Annotated in this window: 15 protein-coding genes and 1 pseudogene; 15 read left to right on the top strand and 1 reads right to left on the bottom strand. The window is 65.2% G+C overall.

Annotation, left to right across the window (positions count from 1 at the left end):
• The first annotated feature begins 4 nt into the window (after positions 1 to 4).
• The 4 genes from CVM52_RS08250 to CVM52_RS08235 all read left to right on the top strand — a co-directional run bounded on the left by CVM52_RS08250 (position 5) and on the right by CVM52_RS08235 (position 4,360).
• On the top strand, positions 5 to 838 hold the full coding sequence (locus tag CVM52_RS08250; RefSeq protein WP_100162034.1) for a hypothetical protein: 834 nt from the start codon (positions 5 to 7) through the stop codon (positions 836 to 838).
• A gap of 25 nt (positions 839 to 863) precedes the next feature.
• On the top strand, positions 864 to 1,163 hold the full coding sequence (locus tag CVM52_RS08245; RefSeq protein WP_133119813.1) for a hypothetical protein: 300 nt from the start codon (positions 864 to 866) through the stop codon (positions 1,161 to 1,163).
• Positions 1,164 to 1,298: 135 nt separating this feature from the next.
• Positions 1,299 to 2,507, top strand: coding sequence for an aminopeptidase P family protein (locus CVM52_RS08240; protein WP_100162032.1), 1,209 nt, complete (start codon positions 1,299 to 1,301; stop codon positions 2,505 to 2,507).
• Positions 2,508 to 2,722: 215 nt separating this feature from the next.
• The gene (locus CVM52_RS08235) at positions 2,723 to 4,360 is read left to right on the top strand and encodes a GAF domain-containing sensor histidine kinase (RefSeq protein ID WP_100162031.1); all 1,638 of its coding nucleotides are present in this window, start codon (positions 2,723 to 2,725) and stop codon (positions 4,358 to 4,360) included.
• Positions 4,361 to 4,369: 9 nt separating this feature from the next.
• On the opposite strand, the gene CVM52_RS08230 is transcribed toward CVM52_RS08235, so the two are convergent.
• Positions 4,370 to 5,377, bottom strand: a complete 1,008-nt coding sequence (locus CVM52_RS08230; protein ID WP_100162030.1) for a LacI family DNA-binding transcriptional regulator — start codon at positions 5,375 to 5,377, stop codon at positions 4,370 to 4,372.
• Between the two features lie 232 nt (positions 5,378 to 5,609).
• On the opposite strand from CVM52_RS08230, the gene CVM52_RS08225 reads away from it, so the two are divergent.
• The 11 genes and pseudogenes from CVM52_RS08225 to CVM52_RS08175 all read left to right on the top strand — a co-directional run.
• On the top strand, positions 5,610 to 7,220 hold the full coding sequence (locus tag CVM52_RS08225; protein ID WP_100162061.1) for an extracellular solute-binding protein: 1,611 nt from the start codon (positions 5,610 to 5,612) through the stop codon (positions 7,218 to 7,220).
• A 64-nt stretch (positions 7,221 to 7,284) separates the two neighbouring features.
• A complete protein-coding gene (locus tag CVM52_RS08220) occupies positions 7,285 to 8,145 on the top strand; it encodes a carbohydrate ABC transporter permease (RefSeq protein WP_100162029.1) in 861 nt (286 codons plus the stop codon).
• The gene (locus CVM52_RS08215) at positions 8,142 to 9,083 is read left to right on the top strand and encodes a carbohydrate ABC transporter permease (RefSeq protein ID WP_100162028.1); all 942 of its coding nucleotides are present in this window, start codon (positions 8,142 to 8,144) and stop codon (positions 9,081 to 9,083) included. The genes CVM52_RS08220 and CVM52_RS08215 overlap by 4 nt, the downstream gene beginning before the upstream one ends.
• Complete coding sequence (locus CVM52_RS08210) at positions 9,083 to 10,141, top strand: ABC transporter ATP-binding protein (protein WP_100162027.1); 1,059 nt, start codon at positions 9,083 to 9,085, stop codon at positions 10,139 to 10,141. Before CVM52_RS08215 ends, CVM52_RS08210 begins: the two co-directional genes overlap by 1 nt.
• On the top strand, positions 10,141 to 11,157 hold the full coding sequence (locus CVM52_RS08205; protein WP_100162026.1) for an ABC transporter ATP-binding protein: 1,017 nt from the start codon (positions 10,141 to 10,143) through the stop codon (positions 11,155 to 11,157). Before CVM52_RS08210 ends, CVM52_RS08205 begins: the two co-directional genes overlap by 1 nt.
• Positions 11,158 to 11,178: 21 nt before the next feature.
• The gene (locus tag CVM52_RS08200; RefSeq protein ID WP_100162025.1) at positions 11,179 to 12,264 is read left to right on the top strand and encodes a Gfo/Idh/MocA family protein; all 1,086 of its coding nucleotides are present in this window, start codon (positions 11,179 to 11,181) and stop codon (positions 12,262 to 12,264) included.
• A gap of 18 nt (positions 12,265 to 12,282) precedes the next feature.
• Entirely contained in the window at positions 12,283 to 13,194 is a 912-nt protein-coding gene (locus tag CVM52_RS08195) for a sugar phosphate isomerase/epimerase family protein (protein WP_240620903.1), read from the top strand.
• 92 nt (positions 13,195 to 13,286) lie between these two features.
• Positions 13,287 to 14,465, top strand: coding sequence for an aldose 1-epimerase family protein (locus CVM52_RS08190; RefSeq protein WP_100162023.1), 1,179 nt, complete (start codon positions 13,287 to 13,289; stop codon positions 14,463 to 14,465).
• Complete coding sequence (locus CVM52_RS08185) at positions 14,462 to 15,250, top strand: SDR family NAD(P)-dependent oxidoreductase (RefSeq protein WP_100162022.1); 789 nt, start codon at positions 14,462 to 14,464, stop codon at positions 15,248 to 15,250. The genes CVM52_RS08190 and CVM52_RS08185 overlap by 4 nt, the downstream gene beginning before the upstream one ends.
• Positions 15,251 to 15,273: 23 nt before the next feature.
• Complete coding sequence (locus CVM52_RS08180; RefSeq protein WP_100162021.1) at positions 15,274 to 16,467, top strand: CaiB/BaiF CoA transferase family protein; 1,194 nt, start codon at positions 15,274 to 15,276, stop codon at positions 16,465 to 16,467.
• Positions 16,464 to 17,034: pseudogene (locus tag CVM52_RS08175) on the top strand (carbohydrate ABC transporter substrate-binding protein); the annotation flags it as partial. The gene CVM52_RS08180 and the pseudogene CVM52_RS08175, both read left to right, overlap by 4 nt.

The following is a 17,034-nucleotide window of genomic DNA, read 5'->3' as shown; positions in this document are numbered from 1 at the left end:
CCGGTTGCGGCTGCTATCCGCGGTGGTGCTGTGCCTGCTGGCGCTGCCGGTGTTGGCGCAATCGGTGCCGCGCGGGCCGAATGCGCAGAACCTGGTCGATCTCGACCCCACGACGCTGAGCGATGCCGAATTGCTGGAGCTGCTGAACCGCTACGAGGCGGCACGGCGGGGGCTGCCGCAGCGGGTGGGGGTGTTCGGCATTCCATCGGGCTTCGGGGCGCCGCGCGGTCTGGGCTTTGTCTCGGGCGCCGTCACCAACCGGCGGGATCGGGCGCAGATCGGCGATTGGGACGCCTCGGTTGTGCTGGGCATCGGCCTGGGCGATGCGCGGCGGGGCGTGGCGGTGACCCCGGTGCTGGACCTGACCTCGGTCACGCCGCATCATTTCGGCGAATCCGGCAAGCTGAGCCTGCAGTTCAGCAGGGCACTGCGCCTTGGCCCTGGCTGGCAGGGGGCGGCGGCACTGGAGGTGCAGAATCTGGCGACCTGGGGTGATTCCCGCGTGCTGGACCGCAACTGGAGCGTGGCGCTGTCCGGCATCCGGCCCGCCGATGGACTATTCGGGCGCCCGGTGATGCTGAGCGCTGGCTGGGGCAGCGGCGTGTCGGACCGGAGCACCGCCCCCGGTGTCTTTGCCGGGGCGGGCATCGGGTTGAGCCACCGAGTCGGGTTGAGCCTGGGGTGGTATGGCGATGAGGCGATCGCCGGGGCGATGATCTGGCCCGATCCTGACAAAAACCTGCAGATTTCCGTTGGCATCGGTGATATGACCGGTGCGGTATCGGGCCGCCGCCTGTTGCTGGCGCTGACCCTTGCAAAGCCCATTGGCCGCCGCTGATGGCCTGGAGATCGAGGAGAGACCGATGAAACCCGTCTTTGCCCTGGCGCTTGCCGCGCTTGTCGCCAGTCCGGCCGTTGCCGGGGACCAGCCGGTGATCCTGCCGATGCCGACCATCGGTGTTGTCGACTATCTCGGCCCCCCCGAAGTGCGGTTTGACACCGTGGCCACGCCGACGGCGGGGCCGGTGCCGACATCCTCCGGCGCGGTGCAGGCCGCGACACCCGGCGGCAATGGCACCGGGGCCTTCGGCCTGGGCCACGTGGCGTCGGACGACCTGTACGCGCGTCTGCTGGACGAGGCGCGCAGTCGCGGCCTGCGATAAGCCGAAACGCTTGCGCTGGCGCTGAATTTTCGGAAGATGTGAGGCGGGCAGGGCGATGGCGTCGCCGCGCCGGGCAACCGGCGGCCCGATTTCCCCGTCCTGCACGCCGGGACCTTTCTGAAAAGGAGGGTCGCGATGACCGCACGCCCTGAATTTTATCGCTTTCACAATGGCGACAAGGCCACGTTGCCGTTTCTGCCGGAAGAATACGAGGCGCGCCTTGCCGGCCTGCGCGCCCGGATGTCGGCCGAGGGCGTCACTGCCGCGCTGTTCACCTCGATGCACAACATCGCCTATTACTCGGGCTTTCTGTATTGCGCCTTTGGCCGGCCCTATGGGCTGGTTGTGACGGCGACGGATGCGGTGACGGTCAGTGCCGGCATCGATGCCGGCCAGCCCTGGCGGCGCTGCCATGGCGACAACATCACCTATACCGACTGGGCGCGCGACAATTTCTGGCGCGCGGTGGCTTCGGTTGCCGGACGCGGCGCGGTGCTGGGATACGAGGCCGACCACCTGACGCTTGTGCAGCATGGCAAGATGCTGACCTTCTTGGAGCCGCGCCACGCCGTGGACCTAAGCGCGCTGACCATGATGCAGCGGATGCGCAAATCGGCGGCCGAGATCGCCCTGATCCGCGAAGGCGCGCGGGTGGCGGATCTGGGCGGCTATGCCATCCGCGAGGCAATTCGCGAAGGCGTGCGCGAGATCGACGTGGCGATGGCTGGGCGCGACGCGATGGAAACCGAGATCGCCCGCCGTTTCCCCGAGGCCGAATATCGCGATACCTGGGTCTGGTTCCAGTCGGGGCTGAACACCGATGGCGCGCATAACCCGGTGACGGGCCGAGAACTGCGGCGCGGCGATATCCTGTCGCTGAACACCTTCCCGATGATCTCGGGCTATTACACCGCGCTGGAGCGGACCTTGTTCCTGGGTGAACCCAAGTCCGAGGCGCTTGCCATCTGGCAGGCGAATGTCGCCACCCATGAATACGGGATGAGCCTGCTGAAACCGGGGGCAAGCTGTGCCGAGGTGACGGAGAAGATCAACGTCTTTCTGGCCGAACGCGACCTGCTGCAGTATCGCACATTTGGCTATGGTCATTCCTTCGGGGTGCTGTCGCATTATTACGGGCGCGAGGCGGGGTTGGAACTGCGCGAGGATATCGACACGGTGCTGGAACCGGGCATGGTGATCTCGATGGAGCCGATGCTGACCATCCCGCAGGGGCAGCCCGGCGCGGGAGGGTATCGCGAGCATGACATCCTGATTGTCACCGAAACCGGCGCCGAAAATATCACCGCCTATCCCTATGGGCCGGAGTTCAACGTGATCGGCTAGGCTGGCCCGGATCAGACAGTGCAGGTGCGGGTTTTCGCCAGCTGTTTCGCGTTGGTTAAATCCAGGGTTGCGGAGAGATTTCGTTACTCTCCGCATGCGAGCAAAGTATACTTCGCCGGGCTCGGATACCTCCACATTCTGGCCGTAAAGCTGTGCCACCCCTCGCAGGACTGTGCCGCGGTGGGGTGGCCAGGAATACCGGGAAAGGCTTGAGTATGTTGACCAATCTTCGCGAAAGGATGTCGAAGCGGAAGAAGGCGGCCAAGTGCGACGAAACGCTGCGCGAGCTTTATCTTCTGGCGGTCAGCCCCAACCTGTCCTTTTCCGAAAAGGTCGATAGCCTGCTGCGCCTGGGGCGCAGCGCGCTGGGCGCCTCGATGGGCATCGTCAGCCGCATCAACGATGGCAAGTACGAGGTGCTGTTCAGCAGCGGGCCGGATTGGGCGCCGGCACCGGGGACACGTTTTGACCTGAATGGCACTTATTGCGTGCACACCTTGCTGGCGGATGAGGTCAAACATTTCCACGCCGCCGGAACGTCCGAGATCGCCACGCATCCCTGCTATCTGGAGTTCGGACTCGAAAGTTATATCGGCGTCCCGATCAAGATCGGCGGGCAGACCTTTGGCACGGTGAATTTCTCCAGCCCCGAAGCGCGCCGCCCCTTCCGCCGCGAAGAGATCGAGATGATCCGATTCATCGGCTTCTGGTTTGCCAGCGAATGGCAGAAACAGCAGGAGCATGACCAGCTGTTCCGCCAGTCGACGATCTTGAAGGCCGCGCTGCAATCGGTGCCGGACCCGGTGGTGACGCTGGATGCCGAACGCCGCATCCAATCGGCGAACCCGGCCGCCGAACGGACTTTCGGTTATGCCGCGTCGGAACTGATCGGGCGCCAGGTTTCGGCGCTGTATCACGACATGGGCGATTACGAAGACCGCACCCAGACCTATACCGAGGCCCGCCACGAAAAGATCGATGGAGTCGACCTGCACTATCGCCGCAAGTCCGGCGAAAGCTTTGTCGGCAAGACCACCGCGGAGCCGCTGTTTTCCGAGCAGGGCGATTTCCTGGGCTATCTTGGCGTGGTGCAGGAAAAACCCGCGGCGGGCGCAGCCGAACAGCGGCGATCCCAGCTGTTTGCCACGGTCAGCCACGAGTTGCGCGCACCGGTGGCGTCGATCCTGAGCTCGCTCAAGCTGCTTGAGATGAAGGGCGCGGGCGATCCCGAAAAAACCGCCAAATGGCTGACCGCGGCGACGGCCAATGCACGCCGGCTGCAGACGCTGATCGACGATATTCTCGACGTTGAAAGCCTGTCGCAAACCAAGCCGAATACACAGGCCAGGGCAATCAACCTGAACGGATTGCTGGACCAGGCCGCGACGGGCATGCGGGATTTTGCCGAGGAACACGCGGTGAACCTGAAACTGTGCCACAGCCCGGAGCTGGCCCGGGTGATGGGCGACAGCGGGCAGATCGTGCAGGTTCTGACCAACCTGATCTCGAACGCAATCAAGGCGTCGCCGGCCCAGGGCGTGGTGTCTCTGGGTCTGACCAAAGAGCTGGACGGGTTCTGGGTTCGTGATCGGGGCAAGGGCATTCCGGAGGAATTCCAGCCCTATCTGTTCGACCGCTTTACCCGCGCGGCGGAAAGTTACGATTCGGTCCGCAGCGGTTCGGGCCTGGGCATGAGCATTGTGAAGTCGATTGTCGATCATCACATGGGCAGCCTCAGCTTTGACTCGAAACCGGGAAAGGGCACGGTGTTCACCGTGCGGTTGCCGCAATCCGAAGCCGGGAACGGGCTTGATGCAGAGCCCGCGGTGCTGAAGCGCGCGCTGTCGGCGTAACCGCCCTGCCTACTGGATCGGAATATTCTCTTTGAACACCACCTGCAGACGGGGCAGGTATTCCGGTTCCATCGATCCCTTGACCGAGGAGGCCAGCAGGCGAACGATTTCGCGTGCCTCGACCCGCGGGTTTTGGTCGATCACCGCATCCATGGTGCGATCCAGCAGCATCAGCCGGGTGGCGTCGGTCAGGTCATGGCCGATGAACACCATTTGCCGTTCCATGCGCGCCTCGCGCAGGGCGCGGGCGATGCCCTGATTGCCCGACCCGATATTGTAGATGCCGGTGATGTCGCCGCGGTCGAGAAAGCGCATGGTTTCCTGATAGGCGCGGTCGCGGTCGTCGCTGACCTCGGCGGTGCCGGCGATGCGCATCTCGGGAAACTCCTCGCTGAGGATCGAGCGGAACCCCATCTCGCGTTCCTCGTGGCCGCGATAGGCAAGCGAGCCGATGAACACGGCGACCTTGTGCTGTCCCGGCGGCAGGAACCGGCCCAGCAGCAGGCCGGCCAGCCGCCCGGCGGCGCGGTTGTCGACCCCGACATAGCCGACCTTGTCGACAGTGGGGATGTCTGACACCAGCGTGCCGATCCGCACGCCGGATTTCGCCAGGTCGTTGATCGCCTCGCGCACCTGCGGATGATCCAGCGCCACCAGGCCGACCGCATCGGTGCGGCCGCGCAAATCACCCAGCTTGGCGGAGAGCCGGTCGGGATCGAACCCTTCGATCTCGTGGATGGTGGCGGCGACGTCGTCGCGCGCCAGGCTTTCTTCCAGCAGGTTCTTGCGCAGGGTGCGGATGAAGGAATTGCTGCCTGCGGGCAGGATGAAGTCCAGCCGCACCTTGATGGCATTGTCGCCGGCCTCCTGCGGGCCGAAATAACCCAGCTTGCGCGCCACCTGCAGCACGATCTCGCGGGTGCGCGGGCGCACGCCGTCGCGGTCATTCAGCACCCGGTCGACCGTGGCTGGAGAGACGCCGGCCTCGCGGGCGATTTGAGAGACTGTGGTGCGCATATGAGCCTTTCGCGAGTCGAAGTGATCATCATTTCACCTCATTTTGGTGATGTGATGCAATCATTTATCTCTGGAAACTGCGATTATCGCCTCATTCAGCGGCTCATCTCACCGCAAATGGGCGATAATGATGGGAATTGATGGCTATTGATGATTGTCGTTGCGCGGGCGGCGGAGGATGGTGGACCTCATTGGAAAGGTGCGTCCGGGGGGCGCGACCAGGGAGGGAAATATGAACAATCAACCGCGATTTTCGCGGCGCCGCCTGCTGACGGCTGCCGCCCAGACAACCGCGCTTGTCGCGCTGTCCTCGCCGCTGGTCCTGCGCGCTGACCGCGCTCGCGCCGCCGGGGGGCTGGCCGATGGCATGATCGGTGGCCCGACCGGCTTTGCCGGGGCCGAGCGCTATCAATACGGGCCCGACACCCCCGAGGGGCGGGCGATCGAGGCGGCCAAGGCGCTGAAGGCGGCCGGCAAGGCGCCGGCGCGGATCGTGCTGGGCCTGTCGGACGGGTCCATCGGGCAGATCACCCAGCCGTTCCCGGAGGGCGCGCCCTCGGTCAAGGAACTGTGGGAGCAGGAAACCGGCATCGTGCTGGATATTGTCGGGGTGCCGAACGGGCAGGAATTCACCAAGGTCATGCAGGACGTCTCGACCAAGGCGGGCGGCTTTGACATCTACGCGGTGGAATGGAACCGTCTGGGCGATCTGGCGGAAACCGGCGGCATCGTGGCGCTGGATGATTTCGTGGCTCAGCACCAGCCGCAATGGGACGACCCGGAGCGCGGCTATGTCAATGGCGATCAGGGCGTGTCGCTGCTGAACGCCTATCGCGGCGCGGTTTATGGCGTGTCGCTGGACGGCGATTTCCAGACCTGGAACCACCGCAGCGACCTGTTCAACGACCCGACCGAACAGCAGGCCTTTGCCGACCAATACGGCTACGACCTGGCGCCGCCGAAAACCTGGAGGCAGCATGACGAGATCGCGGCGTTCTTCCACCGGCCGGACCAGGGGCTGTTCGGCTCGACCGATCTGCGCAACCAGGGCTGGGGCTATACCAACTGGTACCAGCGCTATGTGTCGATGGGATCGCCGAACCAGTTCCTGTTCGCCGATGACGGCACCGCGCTGATCAATACCGAGGCCGGCTGGGCCGCGACGCAGGAATATATCGACAGCCTGTCGCACCATTCGCCCGACGCGATCAGCTGGGGCTGGCCCGAGCAATACGGCAATTTCGGCAATGGCGGCGCGGCGATGACCTGTGCCTTTTCGAACCTGCCCAAATTCCTCGACAACCCGGCGAACGAAGGCTCCAAGGTCACCGGCAAGGTGGGCAGCCACCTGCCGCCGGGGCGCCAACATGACGATGGCATCGCGTCGCGCACCGTGCTGTGGTTGAACCTGACCGCCTGCGTGTCGTCGCAGTCGGAACATCCCGAGGCGGCCTATCTGCTGCTGCAATGGCTGGGATCGTCGCGCATCTATTCCTGGATGACGGCCAATCCGGGCGGCTATTTCGACCCGTTCCAGCTGTCGAACTTCGCTGATCCGCTGGTGCGCGAAACCTATCATGACTACCACATGGACGTGGTCCGCGAGAGCGTGAAGCGCACGGTGCCGACGATCAACTATCCCGGCGCCACCGCCTTCCACAACGCGCTGGACGAAAACCTGATGGCGGCGCTGACCGGCGGCATGTCGGCGGAACAGGCGATGGCCAATACCGAACGCCAATGGCAGCGCATTGCCCGCCGCGTCGGCGAGGACAAGCTGCTGGATGCGATCAAGTCCAACAAGGCGGCCTGGCCCACGGTGATGGACCCGGTGGCAAGCTGATCCTCCCCTGCGGGGCCGCCCCATAGGCGGCCCTGCGACTGACCCTTCGTAGATGACTGGCCCGATGCAACGTTCGCTCTCTTTCGAAATTTTCCGCTATGCCGCGATCTTCGCGTTTCTGGCGCTGTCGCTTGTGCCGACGATCTGGATGATCTCGATGGCATTCAAGCCGATTGCCGAATGGCAGGCCTCGGGCGCCGACCTGACCTGGTGGCCGAAAAACCCGACGCTGGACAATTTCCGGTTTATCTTCGGCCAGTCCGGATCGGACCTGATCGTGGCGCTGGAACGCACCGCCGGGCGGCCGATCCTGGCCTCGCTGCTGGCGGCCAGTTTCGGCACGCTGATCGCGATGACCGCCGGCACCGCCGCCGCCTATGGCCTGTCGCGGTTCGGGGCGGGCGGCAACCTGCCGCTGGCGCTGATCCAGCTGCGGATCTTTCCGCCGATGGCGGTGATGATCCCGGTGATGATCATGTGGTCGTTTCTGGGCCTGATCGACACCTGGTACGGTCTGGCGCTGATCTATGGCATTGTCACCATGCCGTTCAGTTTCTGGCTGATGAAGACCTTTTTCGACGACATGCCGAAAGAGATCGAGGATGCCGCGCTGGTCGAAGGCTGTTCGCGCTGGCGGGTGTTTCTCAAGATCACCCTGCCGATGATGCGCCCGGCGCTCGCCTCTTCCGCGCTGTTCGTCTTTATCCTGAACTGGTCGGACTACCTGATCGCGCTGCTGCTGACGACGCGCGATTGGATCACCGTGCCGGTCTACATGGCCTCGCTCAGCTCGTCGATGACAGGGCAGCTTTACGGCGCCAAGGCGGCGCTGGGCCTGATTGCCGCGGTGCCGCCGGTGATCATGGGCATCGCGATCCAGAAACAGCTGGTGCGCGGCCTAACCTTCGGAGCGCTCAAGGAATGACCGACATGACCACCCATCACATGGACGCGCCCGACGCCCCGGCGATGCCGATGCAGGAGGGCCACGAGGAAAAGCGGCTGGGTCTCTGGCTGACCCTTCCCGCGCAGCTGCTGGTCCTGTTCATCGCGCTGTTCCCGATCCTGATGCAGATCTACATCTCGCTGACCGACTGGTCGCCGCTGGACGGGATCCCCTGGTACCGCGCCTACGAGCTGTGGATCGGCCTGCTGAACTATACCGACCTGGCCACCGACCCGCGGTTCTGGTCGGCGCTGTGGCGCACCTGCATCGTGATGGTGGTGTGCGTGCCGGTGCAATTCTTGCTGGGCCTCGGACTCGCCATTCTTTTTGTCGATGATTTCCGCGGCAAGCGGGTGCTGTATTCCACCATCCTGGTGCCGATGATGGTGGTGCCCGCGGTGGCCGGATACATGTTCTTCATGCTGTTCCAGTCCGGCGGACCGGTGAACGACATCCTGTCGATGTTCGCGGGCCGCCCGGTGACCATCGCCTGGCTGTCCGATCCCGACCTGGCGCTGTTTGCCACCATCGTGTCGGACATCTGGCAGTGGACGCCGCTGATGTTCCTAATCCTGCTGGCCGGCATGGTCTCGGTGCCGCAGGATCAGCAGATGGCCGCCGTGCTGCTGGGCGCCTCGTGGTGGCGCCGGTTCTGGACCATCGTGCTGCCGCGGATGAAGACGATCATCATCATCGCGCTGGCAATCCGGGTGATCGAGAATTTCAAGGTCTTCGACAATTTCTACATCATGACCGGCGGCGGCCCCGGCGTCGCGACCGAAACCATCTCGATCTACATCTACAAGGTCACCCAACAGGAACTGATCTGGGGCTATGTCGCGGCCATCGCGCTGGCCATCCTGATCGTGCTCTCCGTGGTCTCGGCGCTGGCCATCAAGAAACTGAGGAGCGCGTGATGACCGAGATCGTGATGCAGAACCTGGGCAAGGCATTCGGCGATTTCACCGCGCTTGCCGATATGGACCTGACCATCGGCACCGGCGAATTCGTCGCGCTGCTGGGGCCCTCGGGCTGCGGCAAGTCGACCACGATGAACATGATTGCAGGGATGCTGGCGCCGACCCATGGCGAGATCCGTTTTGACGGGCGCAACATGAACGGCGTGCCGATGGCCAAGCGCGGTGTCGGCTTCGTGTTCCAGAATTACGCGATCTTCACCCATATGACGGTGCGCGAGAATCTGGCCTACGGTCTGAAATCGCAGGGTGTGACGGCCGCCGAGACCAGGCGCCGGGTGGGCGAGATTGCCGAGCTGTTGCAACTGACCCCGATGCTGGAGCGCAGGGCGGCGGGGCTGTCGGTCAACATCCTGCAACGGCTGGCGATCGGCCGGTCGGCGGTGGTGGAACCGGCGATTTTCCTGCTGGACGAGCCGCTGTCGAATGTCGATGCCGCGTTCCGGGCGGTTATGCGCTCCGAGCTGAAGGCGCTGCAGCGCCAGTTCCGGCAGACCATGGTCTATGTCACCCATGACCAGCTGGAGGCGATGACGATGGCCGACCGCATCGCGGTGATGGACCATGGCAAGCTGTTGCAGGTGGGCACGCCGCTGGAGGTCTATAATCACCCCGCCGACACCTTTGTCGCGCGTTTCATCGGCGCGCCGGGAATGAACCTGCTGCGCGGACGGGTGATCGGCGCCGATACCGGGGTGGCGGTCGACCTTGGCGCGGCCGGCCGCTGCCCGCTGCGCAGCGGGCAGGGTGGCGAGGTGCTGTTCGGGTTCCGCCCGGAACAGGTGCAGCCCGATCCGCAGGGGCCGATGCAGATGACCGTGACCACGGTCGAGCGCATCGGCGCGCGGACCATCCTGCACCTCGCGGCCGGCGACCATTTGGCCAAGGCGGTGTTGGACAGCGAGGCGGAAACGCCCGCGCAGGGCGCGGAACTGCGGTTTTCGGTGCCTGCCGACGCGGTGCGCCTGTTCGATCCCAAGACCGAAAGGGCGCTGTGATGGCTTCGATTTCCTTCCGCAACGTGTCCAAGCGGTTCGGTGATGTGCTGGCGCTGGACGATGTCAGCCTCGACATCCGCGACAATGCCTTTTTCTGCCTGTTCGGGCCGCCGCTGTCGGGTAAGTCGACGATCCTGAAGCTGATCCTGGGGCTGGAACAGCCCGATGCGGGCGAGATCCTGATCGACGGGCGGCCGGTGACGCTTGTGCCGCCGGCCAAGCGCAACGTGGCGATGGTGTTCCAGAACCTGGCATTGTTCCCGCATATGACCGCGTTGCAGAACGTGCGCTTTCCCTTGGTCGAGCGACGGATGGACCCGAAACAGATCGAGGCGCGGGTCGGCGATGCCGCAGCCAAGCTGCATATCGGGCATATCCTGCACAAGCCGCCGGCGCAGCTGTCGGGCGGCGAGCGTCAGCGCGTTGCCATCGCCCGCGCCCTGGTGCGCGATCCGGTGGCCTATCTGATGGACGACCCGATCAGCGCGCTGGACGCACGGCTGCGCGAAGAAACGCGGGTAGAACTGCGCAGGATCCAGCAGGAGATGGGCAAGACGCTGGTTTACGTGACCCACGACCAGGAAGAGGCGATGTCGGTTGCCGACGGCATGGCGGTGTTCGAAAACGGCCGCGTGCGCCAGACCGGCACCCCGGAAGAGCTGTATCGCCATCCCAATTCCACCTACGTGGCGGGAATGCTGGGCGCCCCGGCGATGAACGTGGTGCCGATGGCGCTGGCGCGGCAGATGCAGGTGGAGGGCGGGCCGCAGCGCGCCGAGACCCTGGGCGTGCGGCCGGAAAACCTGCGGGTGGCGCCGGGCGCGGCCGCGCGGATCACCGAGGTCGAGCCGCTGGGCGGCTTTACCACGCTGGCGCTGGAGCTGCAGGGCACCCCGCTGCGCGCGACCCTGCGCGGCCAGCCGAAATTCACTGCCGGAGAAATGGTAGGCCTGACGGTTGATCCCGGCCGGGCGCATTTTTTCGATGCCGGCGGCGCCGCACTCGCGGCACAGTAAGACGGGGAGAGGGAGGAGAGCATGAAGGACGTCGCCTATCGGCCGGACCCAGAGGTCCGGGTTCGCAAATACAAGATCGGGGCCATCGGCGCCGGCATGATCATGGCCGAGTGCCACCTGGCCGCCTATGCCGAGGCCGGGTTCCCGGTGGTGGCGATTGCATCGCGCACCCCGGCCAAGGCCCGCGCGGTGGCCGAGCGCTGGAACATCGGCAGCGTGCATGACACGCCCGAGGCGTTGATCGATGACCCCGAAGTCGAGATTGTCGACATCGCCTATCCGCCCGACCAGCAGCCGGCGCTGATCCGCAAGGCGCTGGCGGCCCCGCATGTGAAGGCGGTGCTGGCGCAGAAGCCGCTGGCGCTGTCGCTGGAAGAGGCACGCAGCCTGCGCGACGCGGCCAAGGCGGCGGGCAAGCCGCTGAGCGTGAACCAGAACATGCGCTATGACCAGTCGATGCAGGTGCTGAAGCAGCTGCTGGAGCGTGGGGCGCTGGGCGACCCGATATTTGCCCAGATCGACATGCACGCGATCCCGCATTGGCAGGGGTTTCTGGAGGGGTATGACCGGCTGACGCTGTCGAATATGAGCGTGCATCATCTGGACGCGTTGCGGTTCCTGTTCGGCGATCCCGAGGAGGTCACCAGCTTAACCCGCACCGATCCGCGCACCGCCTTCGAGCATTCCGACGGTATCGTCGTGACCACCCTACGCTTCCCCTCGGGCCTGCTGGCCCTGTCGACCGAGGATGTCTGGTCGGGGCCGCGCGAAGCGGGGTACGAGGATGATCAGCACATCACCTGGCGGGTCGAGGGCACCCGTGGCGTGGCCAAGGGCAGCATCGGCTGGCCCACCGGCGCGGCCTCGACCCTGTCTTACAATTCCATCGACGAGACCGGCGGCAAATGGGTGACGCCGGAATGGGACACGATGTGGTTCCCGCAGGCCTTCATCGGCGTGATGGAACAGCTGCAATACGCCATCGACACCGGCACCGAGCCGGTTCTGAACGTCGCCGACAACGTCCGCACCATGGCGCTGGTCGAAGGCGCCTACCAATCCATCGAACAGGGCCGGACTGTCCGGCTGGACCTGACCAAAGACTGAGGGAGGATTTTCATCATGATGAGCACAGGCATTTTCTCGGGGTATTTCCCCTATGACCTGAAAAAGACCTGCGAGGTGATCCAGGGCCACGGGTTCACCACCGTGCAGCTGGACCTGCATTTCAAGGATATCGACGTTTCCGACGGGCAGATGACGCCGGACAAGTGTCGCACCATCCGCGACAGCTTTCGCGACCACAACCTGCCGGTCTGCTGTATCTCGGGCTATACCAATATCGTGCATCCCGATGCCGGCACCCGCAAGGAGCGGCTGGCGCGGCTGAAGGAACTGATCGCCCATGCGCAGTATCTCGGCACGCCCTACGTGATCTCGGAAACCGGCACCTTCGACACCGAGTCCGACTGGGTGCACCACCCCAAGAACAAGACCGAGGAAGGCTGGGACGATTGCCGCGAGGTGATCCGCGAGCTGTCGCAATATGCCTATGACCACGGTGCGGTGTTCCTGCTGGAAACCTATGTCAACAATGTCGTCGGCTCGGTCGAAGAGACGCTGCGCATGTTCGCCGAGGTCGATCATCCCGGCCTGGGCCTGCTGATGGACCCGACCAACTATTTCGAGGCGCATAACATCGACGATATGGACAAGACTCTGAACCACGTGTTCGACGCGCTGTCCGACAAGATCAAGATCGCCCATGCCAAGGACGTGAAGCGCTCGGGCGATGACAAGGGCGAAAAGCATTCGGATATCGGCGACGACTCGGCCGCCGAAAGCCATACCTTCCGCGGCGTGGGCGAAATCGAACTGCCGGCGCCGGGTCTGGGCGAGCTGAACTACGACCTCTATTTCCAGCGGCTGGCCAAGAAACATCCGAACATCCCGATGATCATCGAACACCTGGACGAGGCCGACGTGCCGCGCGCCAAGAAATTCATCGACGGCAAGATGCGCGCCAACGGCTGCTGACCCATCGGGCGGGCCGGACTCCCCCGGCCCGTCCATCAGGCACAAAACGAGACAAGGCGCCCCGGCCTGGCCCGGCGGCGGACGGAGAAGTCATGGTCAAGCTATACGGCAAGAACCTGAGCAGGGCAGAGGCCGAGGCCCTCAGCGGATCGCTGGGTCACGCGGCCGGCGTGCGGCTGATGACGCTGGGCGATGGGCTGGAGCGCGGCATCCGGATGCTGGAATTCCGCAGCGGGTCGGGTCTGCGGTTTACCGTGCTGGTCGACCGTGCGATGGATATCGCCGATTGCGAACATAACGGCCGGGCCATCGGCTGGCATTCGCCAGCCGGGTTCCGCCATCCCGGCCTGCATGATTACGAGGGCGAGGGCGGGCTGGGCTGGATGCGCAGCTTTTCCGGCCTGATGATCACCTGCGGGCTGGATCACATCCTGTTCATGGCCGAAAGCGCAACGCCGGAATATGTCTATGGCCCGCGCAGAACGGCGAAACATTCGCTGCATGGCCGCGCCGGGACCATCCCGGCGCGCCTGACCGGCTATGGCGAGACCTGGGAGGGCGACAGCTGCACGCTGTGGGCCGAAGGCGTGGTGACGCAGGGCACGGTGTTCGGCGAGCATCTGGAGCTGCACCGCCGGATCGAGGTGGCGGTCGGCAGCGACGAGATCCGCCTGTCGGATCGGGTGGTCAATCGCGGTTTCTACGACACGCCGCACATGTTCTGCTATCACATCAATGTCGGTCATCCGGTGCTGGAGGAAGGCGCGCGCTATCTTGGGCCGATCCGCGACGTGGTCTGGGCCGCGCATGCCGAGGCGTATGAGCGGCAGGGCGTCGGCTATCGCACCATGCCGGCACCGCAGATGGGGTTCCACGAACAGGTCTGGCAGCACGAGATGGCCACCGATGCCGACGGGCGCGTGCCGGTGGCGTTGGTCAATGATCGGCTGGGCCTGGGTTTCATGGTCACCACCCGGAAGGACCAGTTCCCCTGCATGTACGAATGGCAGAACCTGCAAGCCGGGCAATATGCGCTTGGGATCGAGCCATCGTCGAACCACGTGTTGGGCAATGGCGCGGCGCGCGAGCGGGGCGAGCTGATCCGGCTGAAACACGGCGAGGAACGCCGCTATGACACCGCGTTCACGGTGCTGCCCGATGCGGGGGCCATCGCCGCGGCCGAGGCGCGGATCGGCGCCATCGCGGCGCAGCCCGAGGCGGATTATCCAGCCCCCTCAGGTACCTTCCTGCCGATTGCAGGCCGGTCATGAACCGCGAGGCCCCGATGCAGGCCGCATCCGGCCGCGGTGCGCTGGCCGGGCGGCGGGTGCTTTATACCGGTGCCTCGGGCGGGCTGGGCCACCAGACCACCCTTGACCTGCTGGCGGCGGGGGCCGAGGTCTTCGCCCTCGACCGCGACCATTCAAAAAACCAGAGCCTGCTGGCGCATACGCCGAAAGACGCGGCGAACCGGCTGCACCTGCTGGAGCTGGACCTGACCGACCAGCCGGCGCTGGAGGTCGGGTTGGCCGAGATCACCGCGCAGGCGCCGCTGGACGTGTTGATCAACAACGCGGCGATCTATCCTTCGAAACCGTTCGAAGCCTTCACCATGGAAGAGCTGCGGCTGGTGCATCAAGTCAATGTCGAGGCGGCGCTGATCTGTACCCGCGCGGCGCTGCCGGGGATGCGGGATTTGGGCTGGGGGCGGATCATCAACGTGACCTCGATCACCCTGACCGGCGGCTGGGAAAACCTGGCGCCCTATGTCCAGTCCAAGGGCTCGCTGTTGGGGTTGACCCGCGCCTGGGCGCGGGAGTTCGGCAAGTGGGGCATCACCTGCAACGCCATCGCCCCCGGCGCCTTTCCCACCGATGCGGAAAAGATCCATCCCGATCCGGAGGGTTATCGCAAATTCGTGCTGGATCACCAGGCGGTCAAGCGGCGCGGCACGCCGCATGACATCGCCGCCGCCATCCTTTTCCTCGCCTCCGACGGGGCGGGATTTATTACCGGTCAGAACCTTGCCGTCGATGGCGGCTGGAACATGACCTGACAGCAGGAACTGGAACGAAGACAATGGGAATTCTCGACGGTTATACCGTGCTCGACTGCTCCATCGCCATGGCAGGCCCCTTCGCGGCGCAGCGCCTGGGCGATCTGGGCGCCGATGTCATCAAGGTGGAACCGGTGGCCGGCGAATGGCAGCGCCACGCGCCCGCCGGCGGCATCACCGGCAACAAGATCAACGTGTCCTTCCTGTCGCTGAACCGCAACAAGCGGTCGCTGGCGGTGGATCTGAAATCGCCGGGCGGGCAAGAGATCATCCGCCGGCTGGTCGCCAAGGCCGACGTGTTCATCCAGAACTACCGCGCCGGCGTGGCCGGACGGCTGGGTGTCGATTACGACACGCTGTCGGCAATCAACCCGCGCCTCGTCTACGTGTCGATGTCGGGCTATGGCGAGGATGGTCCGCATGCCCAGAGGCCGGGGCAGGACCTGCTGTTGCAGGCGATGTCCGGCGCGATGATGTCGACCGGGCGCAAGGGCGAGCCGCCGCAGGCCGCCGGGCAGTACCTGGTGGACGCGGTCACCGCCTATACCGCCTTCGAAGGCGCGCTGGCGGCGCTGCTGCATCGCGAACGCAGCGGCGAGGGGCAGAAGGTCGAGGTGAACATGCTCGACGCGATCACCACCTTGCAAATGCAGGAACTGTCGGTCTTCACCGTCGGCCACAAGCCGCAGGAGCGCAGCGCCGAACCGCATGCCCATGTCTATATTCGCGCGCCTTATGGCACCTTTGCCACCCGCGACGGCTATATCGCGCTGGCGATGCCACAGTTTCCCGGGCTTGCCCGCGCGCTGGAGGCCCCGGCGCTGGCCGGTCTGGATGAAACGACGGCCGGCTGGGACGACCGCGATGCCACCTTTGCCGCGGTGCGCGAGGCGATTGCGCGGTTTTCCACCGCCGAATGCCTGACCCGGCTGGAGGCCGAGGGGATCTGGGCCGGGCCGGTCTATACCTATGCCGACCTGGTCGCCGACCCGCAGATCGCCCATAACGGCACCTTCCTAGAATATGACCACCCGACCGAGGGCCGGGTGAAAACCCCCGGCTTTCCGATCCGCTTTTCGCGCAGCCCGTCGGAACTGCGCCGGGGCGCGCCGCTGACTGGTGAACATACCGACGACATCCTGCGCGCCGCCGGGTTTTCCGAGGACGAGATCGCCGGCTTCGATGGGGCCGGGGCCATCGGGCGGGGCGCGGCATGAGCTTTCGCGGTCTGACCTGGAACCATCCGCGCGGGTATACCGCGCTGGCGGCGGCGGATGGCCCGGTGCACTGGGAGGTGCAGCCGCTGGAGGGGTTTGAATCGGCACCGATCGCGGCGCTCTGTGCAGACTATGACCTGGTGGTGCTGGATCATCCGCATCTGGGCGAGGCGTTGGCGCAGGGCTGTCTGATGCCGCTGGACCAGGTCTTCGCCCCGGAGGACCTGTCCCGCATCGCCGCCGCCGCCATCGGGCCGGCCTATGCCAGCTATGCCATGGCGGGGCGGCAATGGGCCTTGCCGCTGGACGCGGCGACGCAGGTCATGGCGCTGCGTTCTGACCTGACCGAGGCGCGGCCCGACAGCTGGGAGGCGGTCGAGCGCCTGTCGCAACACGGCGGTGTCGCGCTCAGCCTGGCCGGGCCCCATGCGGCCTTGTCCTTCCTGTCGGTCTGCGCCGCGCTTGACCCGGCGCTGGACCAGCGCGACCGGGGCTGGCCGGGCGACGGGGTGGAGGAACGGGCCATCGAGATCCTGACGCCGCTGGCCGCGCCGACGCCGGAACCGT

It is taken from the genome of Pseudooceanicola lipolyticus (assembly GCF_002786325.1).
Taxonomy (GTDB): Bacteria; Pseudomonadota; Alphaproteobacteria; order Rhodobacterales; family Rhodobacteraceae; genus Pseudooceanicola_C; species Pseudooceanicola_C lipolyticus.
The sequence above is the reverse complement of the archived record's forward strand: the minus strand, read 5'-3'. Positions and strand labels throughout refer to the sequence as shown.